This is a genomic window from Roseibium sp. RKSG952, from assembly GCF_009711355.1.
Window position 1 is genome coordinate 1 of the sequence record NZ_SMMF01000795.1, and the last position, 9841, is coordinate 9841.

The 9841-nt window shown below is 58.2% G+C and carries 10 protein-coding genes; 8 read left to right on the forward strand and 2 right to left on the reverse strand.

Going from position 1 to position 9841, the window contains the following annotated elements; all coding sequences use genetic code 11:
• Positions 1-115: 115 nt before the first annotated feature.
• Together E1297_RS07175 and E1297_RS07180 are read right to left on the reverse strand one after the other, a co-directional pair.
• Positions 116-310, reverse strand: coding sequence for a hypothetical protein (locus E1297_RS07175; protein ID WP_155135791.1), 195 nt, complete (start codon positions 308-310; stop codon positions 116-118).
• 59 nt (positions 311-369) lie between these two features.
• Positions 370-1641: a hypothetical protein gene (locus E1297_RS07180; protein WP_155135794.1), complete on the reverse strand. Its 1272-nt coding sequence runs from the start codon at positions 1639-1641 to the stop codon at positions 370-372.
• Between the two features lie 230 nt (positions 1642-1871).
• On the opposite strand from E1297_RS07180, the gene E1297_RS07185 reads away from it, so the two are divergent.
• The 8 genes from E1297_RS07185 (at position 1872) to E1297_RS07220 (ending at position 9774) form a co-directional block, all read left to right on the forward strand.
• Positions 1872-2009, forward strand: coding sequence for a hypothetical protein (locus tag E1297_RS07185; protein WP_155135797.1), 138 nt, complete (start codon positions 1872-1874; stop codon positions 2007-2009).
• Positions 2010-2016: 7 nt separating this feature from the next.
• A complete protein-coding gene (locus E1297_RS07190; RefSeq protein WP_155135800.1) occupies positions 2017-2490 on the forward strand; it encodes a hypothetical protein in 474 nt (157 codons plus the stop codon).
• A 128-nt stretch (positions 2491-2618) separates the two neighbouring features.
• On the forward strand, positions 2619-3092 hold the full coding sequence (locus tag E1297_RS07195; protein ID WP_155135803.1) for a hypothetical protein: 474 nt from the start codon (positions 2619-2621) through the stop codon (positions 3090-3092).
• A 74-nt stretch (positions 3093-3166) separates the two neighbouring features.
• Entirely contained in the window at positions 3167-3304 is a 138-nt protein-coding gene (locus E1297_RS07200) for a hypothetical protein (protein ID WP_155135806.1), read from the forward strand.
• Positions 3305-3482: 178 nt separating this feature from the next.
• Positions 3483-4901, forward strand: coding sequence for a Wadjet anti-phage system protein JetA family protein (locus tag E1297_RS07205; RefSeq protein ID WP_155135809.1), 1419 nt, complete (start codon positions 3483-3485; stop codon positions 4899-4901).
• The gene (locus tag E1297_RS07210) at positions 4891-5562 is read left to right on the forward strand and encodes a DUF4194 domain-containing protein (protein ID WP_155135812.1); all 672 of its coding nucleotides are present in this window, start codon (positions 4891-4893) and stop codon (positions 5560-5562) included. Before E1297_RS07205 ends, E1297_RS07210 begins: the two co-directional genes overlap by 11 nt.
• 3 nt (positions 5563-5565) lie before the next feature.
• Positions 5566-9012: an SbcC/MukB-like Walker B domain-containing protein gene (locus E1297_RS07215; RefSeq protein ID WP_155135815.1), complete on the forward strand. Its 3447-nt coding sequence runs from the start codon at positions 5566-5568 to the stop codon at positions 9010-9012.
• 267 nt (positions 9013-9279) lie between these two features.
• Positions 9280-9774, forward strand: coding sequence for a DUF4262 domain-containing protein (locus E1297_RS07220; RefSeq protein ID WP_196223232.1), 495 nt, complete (start codon positions 9280-9282; stop codon positions 9772-9774).
• Positions 9775-9841 lie beyond the last annotated feature (67 nt).

Consider the following 9841-nt stretch of genomic DNA (forward strand, 5'->3'; position numbering starts at 1 on the left):
TCGGTTTCCATCATAGTCGCGATGTGGCGGTGGGACCAAGCTTGAGCGGCAAGCGCCGAGCGCTTGTGTGAGTGACTTCATCGACGCGGAGCGTGAGTTGGCGCTTCGAGCGCTATTAAATGACTTCCTCACTCCCAAGTGCACGAAGATCGCGCGAAAAGACGGTGGGTGAATTTTTCGCCAAAAGTCCGAAATTCACAAGCGCCTTCATCTCCTTCGGCCAAGCTTGATCCAGCTCGGCGAACATCGCCTCGAGGGCCTCCTGGTGGTCAAAGCTGGTGTATACGAATTCCGCCGTCAGATCAGCCATCCCCGACCAATGGGGGTTCGCCGGAGCAGGGGAAGAAACGAATTCCAACAATCTCTCGCTTACTTCGGCGCGAAAGCTTCCTCGTTGACCCTCTCTTCCCGCTTCCTGAGAATCAGCGTGCCGAGGATCTGCGTCATGGCGGCAATGCCTTGTTTGGTCTCGCAAAGATTGGCGGCCCAAGCTGAAAGTTTCGTCTCGCCTGCGTTCTCGAGGTTGTTCGAGAATTTCGATATCGCCTCTTCGGTCGGCCACGGAAAGTCCGGTACGAGGTCGTCGTTGATCGTCCCTTCGGTCAGGGTTGTGAAGTCCTTCCACGCGCTGGTCACTCGCTGTACGTGAAGGAGTTTGTCGAGCGATCTGCGAAGGCCCTGGTCGGAGATGCCGAGCTGTTGAACGCACTGCCTTGCACTCCAGATGTTGTGGGGCCTTAGCGATAGAAGCCACTCGGATGCCGCGCCGTCCGTTCCGCGATTGAAAGCCACTCGCGTGAATTCAGCGACCCTTTCCTCTGTATACTCATTTTCATCCAGGCGACCGATCAGCCGCTCGACATCTTCGTCGCCGGACGTTCTTAGTCCCATGATAACGAGAGGCAGGATATCGACGTCCTGACTTCTTATCGTCTCCAGGTTTCGAATATGCCCCGCCTGAGCTTTCTCCTCGACCAGGAGTTCGAGTCCTTCGATGAGATCGCCGTTCCCTGCGGCCCGGGAAATTGCCAAGAGGCGCTTCCAGAGTCGTCCGCCGAACAGGCCGATCGGCATCCCCGTGCCGCAGGTAGGGTGAAATCTCGGTAGTTTTCCGGCTATTTCGAGATTTCCGTCATCCGAAACGACGGACCATTCCGGCACCGGGTTAATACCTTCGTCGATCTCTCCCAAGGCGTTGAAATAGTGATCCCTTTGACAGACGGGTCTCAAGAGGTCCAATAGCGCGCGTTCGTAAGCGCCAGCTAGTTCTTCGAGGAATGCTCCGGAGACGGATGAGCGCTCTATCGGTTCGTCACCGACCACGATGGGGAGAAAGGAGGAACTTTTTACGCCGCTGAAGCTAGGTGTCACGAGCAGCGCCAGGTTCTGGTGGGGCGTGGTGATCGCCCATCCCGCCCCGAGATCCTTGTGGTCGTCGGTACTAACGTTTCCAAGTCCGAAACGGCGATGCATGTAAGTAAACAGCATCGAGGTCTCAACGTTCTTCAGCGGTGATCGGTTCAAGACATTGTCTTCGAGCCGGGTTCCGACTATCCGTTCGGCTTCGGGGCTGGCGCTACGGAGATCGAAAAGACTGTTATTTATGGATGTTTTTTCTGAAATGAACTCGGTGTTGCGCACGGTATTCTCCTCGACATTCGAATTCAGGAAACCACCGAAAAGTGCAAGGAACAACCTGATGTGGTATCGCGTCCCCGGCTTTGGAGGTCTGCCTTTCTCACCATGTTCGTCGTCGTTCCGAATTCCGTCAACAACGCAAGTAGCGAAGGTGGCTCTTGCTCCATTGCGCACGGCTTGTCGGTTGCGGGGCATCGGGGGACTGTTTACCCGTAGTCAATTGAGGAATTACTATGGCTGCAGTAATCCGTGAAACAGAGACCATTACTGGAAGACCGGAGGTCCTTGATGGGGTTCTGGGTCAGTTTCGATTAAAAAAAGGCGAAAAAGGCCGATATCGAGAATTTGGCGGAATTGAAGCAAAGGAGTGAAAAGTCGATGTTAGTCGAGGCGTTGAAGGAAGATTCGAAGCGTTTTCTAGGTGGTGAGATCGTCTGGGAGCAATCCGAGACGATGGGTGACGAATACGCCGAGCTTGTTCGTATGTCTGTTGATGTCGAAAGTGGCGAGGTATTCGTCACCCGTTCGTGGATGTCGAGGGGTGGCAAACCGACAACGAGCGCAGATATCAATGGTGTTCGGGTCGAGGATCTGCCCGAGTGGGATGCCTGCGAAGCGAGCGACAGGCTCGGGGGCTTCAGGGAAAGTGCGGACGGGCACCTTCGGGTGCTTTGGACGCATGACGGAGAAGAATGCAGCTTCTACGTCGCCCGGCGTGCGCGGGTTGGCGAGGAAGAGTCATTGGTTGCAGGAATCGGTGCCCGACACCCGCACCTAGGGGCCGGAGGCGCGGTGCAGTTCGAAAAGCCGCTCTCGGAACTCTCAGTGGCATCGTCACCGCGTTTTCGTTAACGGGTCTGTCCTCGAGTGGCGCGGCGCATGCTTGTGTCTTTCTTCAAGAGAACCCAAAATGTAAGGCGAACTGGAAAGTGGATTTCCCGCTTGCGCGGGAGCGCCTTGCGTTAGATGTGGAGTCGAGTGTGGTAAAAGAAACGTTTGGCGGACAGGGGTTGGTTGGTCGTGTTTACGAGTATGAGGTCGCCGAGACAGAGGTTCGCGAGGTCGTGGCGGTGCCGGGGCTTGCTGATGGAAAAGTCGGTGTAGTCAACCCGAAGACGGGTGAACGCAGACTGGAAAATCTAGAGTGGGTGCTTGAGTGTTTGAGCAAGCAGCCGGACGGGGCTCGGTTTGAGGGCGTTTGCGAGCTTCTCGGCACCTGTCGCGAAATTAACCGGGCCGTCGCGGTTCTTAGCGGAGAGGTCTTGAGGTCGGAGGATCCGTCGGCGTCGACCGACATGATTCACGGTTTCCATGCTCAGACGCTGGATCTCCTCGCCCGGATGAAGGTAGAGACGGAGAGGTTGGTCCAAGCGCGGTTCGCCAAGGATTTCGACGATGAGCTAGCGGGCGAATTCTCTTTAACGTCTTCCCCGTCCTTCAGGTCGGGTATCTGAGTGTCGCCGTCTTCGTCTATGAATTTCCGCCTCGGGAAGTTCTGGACGAGATCGTCGAAAGGGAGAGCAAGTTTGTGACCGATTCGGTCAAGGCAACGGGAGACATGGCGATTTCGAAGAAGCCAGTGACCATCGCCGGATTTAGGAGGCTGGATCCGACAAACGATTTTTCGGAGGAATTCGGTGGTGTCGAAAAGGCTCCGGACTTGTGAGCGCGATCGTCGGGCTTCGCACAAGCGGTGTGGAAAACGCCTGATTTTTATGTCGAACACGCGATTGACGGTAGAAAAGTTAACGCGCCTCCATTGACCCCGCCTCCATAAACAATACCCTTGCCCGGCTGCTCAACGGAGTTTGCATTGATTCTACGTTTTTGCCGTGGAGGCGCATTTGGCGCTGTTCGACGTTCTGCCGACCGATCTCTTTAAGCCGCTGGCTTCGCCTTCGCGTCGATTTTACGCGGACGTTCTTCTGTTCTTGTTCGATCGTACCTTCGAAACGGCTGCGGAGGCCCCTCGCCGATCAGCTGTATTGAGAGAAATTCAGGATTACATCCTGGTTTGGGAGAGCCGAAACGGGGCGTTATCGGAGTTCGGCAATGATACCAACGACGCGCCGATCACCGCTCCGGAGGATCGCGCTCGCACGATCTATCAGCGTCTCCGCGAGACGGGATGGCTGATCGAGCACAAGGATCGCTACATCAAACTGGTCGATCTCGATCCGGATGCTGCCGGCTTGCTTCACATTCTCGCGGAGATAGATCGCGGCGAAACCCGGAGTTACGGTGGGGCGGTCGTCGGCGTCCTGTCCGGTCTCGAGGATGCTGCCATGAACCCGGCCGAGCGTTCGGAGAACATCCGTAACGCCGTCAGGGGCGCGCGAGACTTCGCCTCCCACATGCGAACAGTCTCGGTCTCCCTGCGCAAAGTGGAGGATCGGATACTCAGGCAGCAGTCGCTTCGTGACGTGTTCCGCCACTTCTTCGAGGACTTCGTCGAGCGTCATTTGATAGCCGACTTCAAGACCCTTCATACCAAGGAAAATCCCTTCAGGTTCCGCTCTTCGATCATTCATCAGGCGCGAATCATGGCTTCCGACGCAATTCTCGTGCGTGGTCTCTCGGAGTCTTACGAACGAGAGGGCCGAGCGCGCTCCATCAAGGAGGGCGAGCGAGCTGTGATCAAGGACCTGTCCGCCGTCATTGACATCTTTGAGCGCACCGAAGATCACTTGAAGTCGATCGATGATACCGTATCGCGCATCGAACGCCGGATTATGACGACGGCCAAATACATGGACCGTGCGGATCAGAAGTCGGAAGCGAAGTTGATCGAGGCATTGAAGGCATTGTCGAAGGTTCAGGGTAACGAGGTTCCGCTCGATCCGAGGTTCACGGCTCGCCGTCTGCCGATCGGTCCTTCGCATATCGCGACACCGCGCAGGGAGCGTGAGGAGATTAGGCCCACGGAGGTTCGGGACCTGAAACGCGACCCGGTCATGGAGGCTCGAAAACGCGCGAAGGACGAATATGTGCGCCGGACGCGCGTGACCTCGGGCCGTCTTCGCGATTTTATCGAGAGCGCCCTCGGCAAGGCAGAGACGGTGAACGGGGGTGATATCGCTATACGTGACGTCGATGACTTCGTCGCGTTCCAGAGACTGCGCGAACTCGGTTCCATCTTCGATGGCTCTCTCGCCCGTCATTACGAAATTACCCACCTGGATGAGCGTTGCCGCAACGAGTGGATAGACTGCCAAAACTTCGAAATAAGAAGACGGCGACAGGAGACGCGAAATGTCGCTTGATCTGAAAGAGTTTCAGGAGATCGTCGATGGCGAAAGCGTGCTCGGAGCGATTGCGGGCAAGCCGCCCTCACCTGAAGAGTTGACCCGCGCCCTTCAGGCACTCCTGACGAGGCAGTGTATTCATTCCTCGACGCCCAGTCTCGGGCGCACCTACGAGATCGTTCGCGCCTTCGCGCCGTTCTTCGAGCGGTATTTCGGGGCGCTTGGATACAAGCTCGAGGTTCATGGCCGGGATCAGACGGTCGCGCTATCCGTACCGAAGGACAGTCAACGCTACGATGCCGTTTATGAGCGTTTGACCAAGATCGAGACCATTATCCTCTTGTCCCTGCGTCTGATGTGGGAAGAGGCCGTTTCGGCGCAAGAGGTCGGAGACGGCGGGGTCGTGGAGACCACAACGGGAGAATTGATCGACCGGATAAAGACGGTCACTCAGGCAGACCCTCCCGAGGAGGGGAAGCTGCTCGATCTGCTTCGCCTCTTCCAGAAGCATGGCGCAATCCGCGTTGGAAAGAGGGATCGGGTGGAGAGAGTGTCGCCGCTCTTCATTCTACCGGGCGTTCGAATTCTCATCCCAGATGATTACGTGGCGGAGATCCTGGAGTGGGCCGTTCCGGCCGCGAAGGACGAAGCCGACATCGTTGCCGAAGAGGTTGCCTGAACCATGCATTTGCTAACACGGATATCTCTTCAGAACTGGTACCTGATCGACGCGCTCGACATCGAGATCAAGGGTGCGACCGCGCTAGTCGGGCCGACGGGTGCCGGGAAATCGTCCATTCAGGACGCTATCCAGACAGTAATTACAGGCGCTTCGAAAAATCGGCTTCACCTGAACCCCAGCGCTAGCGGAAAATCGGAGCGCTCGGTCTTCGAATATTGCCTCGGAATGACGGGGGATCCAAACGAAGGCGGTAAGCCCCTTCGAGAAGCCTGCGAAACGGTTCTGGCCCTTACCTTCCGTGATGAGGTGACGCAAGAACCCGTGACGATCGGGATCGCGATGTCCGCCCGCGCCGGAGATTCCCGTGAGGAGACCCTTTCCCGGTTCATCATTCCCGGTTGCGCCTATTCGGTCGACCTCGCAAAGCGGCGGGACGGTTCGCGTATGCGTCTCGCCTCATGGCTCGAGGTCGCATCGGAGCTGCGAAAGACCCATGAGGGGATGGAGGAGTTCCGGACATCGGCGGAGAAATTCACCGTCGAGGCGCTCAAGGTTATGCGCGGGGCCGCGCAGCCGCCGAACATAAAGCACTTCCTGAGAACGTTCTCGAACGCCCTTGCCTTCAAGCCGATATTCGACCCGACGATTTTCGTCCGTCAGTTCGTCCTGGAGCCTGACGCTCTGGACGTGGAGCGGGTGCGAACCTCCATAGGCACGTGGCAGGAGCTCGAGAGGACGATCGAGGCGATCGAGGCGAAGCTTCGCAAGGTCGAAAGGCTGACTGAACGGTTCCGGAATTGGGGCCGCGCCCGCATCCGCTCCGAAGGGCATCGCTATAGGTCCGCGTTCGCGGAGGTGCGGCGCACCTCCGGAGAACTTAAGACGGCGAAAGAGATCCTGTCCGGAAAGGAGGGGGCTCTCAAAAAGGAGCGGGCCGTCCTGGAGTCGAGGCGCAAGCTCGTGCGCGACTGGGACGAGGATATCAACGCCAAACGAGCACTTGTGCACACGGGCGACGGCGCTTCCCGGATTCGTCAGATAGAGGTCGAGACAAGCCTCGCCGAACGTGATGCCCGCGACATCGAAAAGCGGTACGTTGATATTCGCGAAGCACTTGCGGCGCTGTCGCGTCTTGCCGTTCTGACGGACCAGTTGCCCGACAAGTACAGGCGGCCCATCGAGGCGGCGACGAACGCTCTGGAACATATGCCGCAAGGCATGGCCCCGTCCGACGCGCTTCGCGGCAAGGGTGAGAAGTTGCAGGACCTCGTCGAGAAGGCGGCGCAGATCGAGGGGATGGACGATTTTCTGGATCGACGGGCCGAGGGTCTTCTTGAGGAGCTGCGGACCATCCAGGATCGGGTAGAAGGTCTCGAACGATCGGTTTCCGGCGGTTCTGGTGGGGCGCTGCTGTCGCGCCAGGCCGAGCGGCTCCTGAGTGAGCTGTCCTCAAAGGGCATGTCGCCCGTCCCGTTGTGCGACATCGTGGAGGTGACTGACGAGGATTGGCAGTATGCTGTCGAGGTGCTTCTCGGACGGGGGCGCGAGGCGATAATCGTCGAGCCTCGATTTCTGGACGATGCCTTCGACATCATGGCGTTCAACCGGGATGTTTACTCCGGATGCACATTGGTCAAAACGAGCAGATCTCACGAGGTGGATGTGTCGATCCCGGCGGGGAGCGTGCTCGAGGCCGTTCGGACCGAAAACCGCCACGCTCTCGCCTTCATGAAGGTGCGTGTTGGTTCGTTTCAGAAGGCCAATAGCGAGATGGAGCTGTCCCGTCTCGACCGAGGGATTATGAAGAGCGGACGGACGTCATCGGGGTTGGGACTGTCGGTTCAGAGGAACCTTAGAGACCTCATACTCGGGCAGGCGGCCCGGGAGAAGACGACCGCAGTCGCACGTGAGGAGCTTGGTCCGCTTCGCGAGAGGCTGGCCGACCTCCGGCGCATGTCGAAGCTCTTTAAGGAGGCGTCTAGACTGGTCGCTGGGATCAGAAGGTCTTTGACCGAGGGTGACGGTCCGTTTCATCTCGAGTACTCCCTGTCCGCCTCCCGCCGACGGATAGAGGCGTTGTTGCAGGACAGGGACAACGCAGTGGAAGGCGGCGCGAACGAGCTGCTTCAGGAGCTTGAGGAACTCGAAAGAGATCGTCAGGACTATTCGAAGGAGATCGTCGAGGACATCGAGCCTATGGTCGAGACCCTCCAGGGTGAGGTCGCGACGGCTCGAGCGAAGGCGGATGTCGCGCGTGAGGCGCTCGGCAAGGCCATGAGGGCGAAGCGGGCGGCTTGGCGCGCTTTGACCTCGCCCGATCTCGCTAGGATATCGGAAATGGACCAGGAGATCGACGAGCCAATGCCGGAGGCGCTCGTCGCCACGTTCCGGGCAGATCTTGCCCGCGACGGCGAGGGTCGTCAGAACCCGAAGGCGTGGCTCGCTTCTCTGCGCATCGACTACGCGACCATGGCCGAGGGTAGCAACCTGGAGGCCAAGCGGGAACAGTCGGCGGCGATCCGTGAACTAACTGAATACGGCACGGGGTTCGAAGTAGACGTTCCGCAGATCGACTCCGAAAACATGTCACTTGGCTACATCTGGTCCCTTGCCGAGAAGTCGCGTCTCGAGGGCAACGAACTTCGCGAGTATCGGGAGTCGTGCGCCAGGGCCTCTTCGGAAATGAAGAAGATGCTGAAGGAGGACCTCTTGACCCGGCTCGCGGAGAAGCTCCGCAAGGTCCATCATCGTGTCGAGATGTTGAACGGTCTTCTCGCGAAGCATCGGTTCACCGGACAAATTTATTCGTTTGAGGCAACAGTGAACCAGAAATTCGCGCGCATGCACGGCCTCGCGATGAAGGTGGCGGGAACGGCCGACAGCAACGGAGACGTTCTTGACGGTGAAATCGGAGATGAGGAAATCGCCGCCGCGATCGAGGAACTTGAAAGCATGATCGAGGGAGCAGACGACACTTCCCTGCTCGCGGACTACCGGGAATATTACACGTTCGAAATCATCATGACGTCGCGGAACGGCTCCAAGACGAGTATGTCGTCGAGAGCGGTCAAGGGTTCGGGCGGCGAAGCGCAGGCCCCGTTCTACGTCGCCATAGCGGCCTCCCTGTCGTCGGCGTACTTCCCCGGGCGGAACGGCGGCGATCATGCCGGCATGGGTCTCGCGCTTTTCGACGAGGCCTTTAACAAGTTGGACGTGCCAAACACTCAGGCTCTTCTTGCCTTCTTTCGGGATATGGGCCTTCAGTTGATGATCGCAGGGCCGGAGGACAAGCGGGCGACGTTCACCGAGGTGCTCGACACCATTATTCTCGTGAACAAGTCGTTGGACGGTCAGAGTGTTTACGTCGATGCAGAGTATCCGAGCGAGTTAGCAAGGAAGGCGCTCGAGGAGATCAACCCAGATCACGACGGCGTTCTGGCGAACTAACGAACCAATTGCCAGCAAAAGCGTTGACAACGAAAGCGTTGGTCGCTGCAAAGAAAAAGCGGTGTCTCCGGTTCCGTTGCCATCGCTTTGCCATTCGTTCTGCGGCGAACCTACATTCGCTCCTTATTGCGGGGAGGTGCGCGCAAAAGGCTATTTTGTCAACAATTGGTAGCAGGGTTCGATTTACCCTGAGCCGTGTCGGTGTCTGGATAGGCTTGCGGCATGCGTCGTCGAATGCGAAAAGGGGGTGTTGAACGGAGGTTGAAGATGGTCTTGGACAAGACGCGGGAGCACATTAGGAAGTACGGATGGTCGGTCATCGGGGTTTTCCCGGACCAGGATGGCGGAGAGCCAGGCTTCTCCTACTCGGTTGGCTTCACTCACACCCTCAAGCATCCAGAGATCTTCGTGGTCGGGCTGAACCAGCAGACGGCGCAGGTCCTGTTGAACGATCTCGGCAATCGGATCCGGAAGGGGGAGAGGTTCGACGAACCGGTCATGGTTGACAAACTTCTCAGGGAATACTCGGCCGCGATCCGACCGATCACGGACGAGACGGCTAGGGAGTACAGCAACGTCGGCCGTGCGGCGCTGAGGGGTGTGAAGTTCGAGGCGTGCCAGTTATTCTATCCGGATCAAGTCGGGCGCTTCCCGTGGGACCACGACTGCGATCCGAGGATTGCGGAGGCGCAGACCGCCCTCTTCGAATATGTAGGCGAGCCACCGACGGGATTCATCCCCGGCGGAAGGCCGGGGCACTGACCGATGTCCGTCTCATAGCGTCTTCCCTGCCCTGAAGGGCGGGGATTTTAGCGAAGCGCAAGCTGTC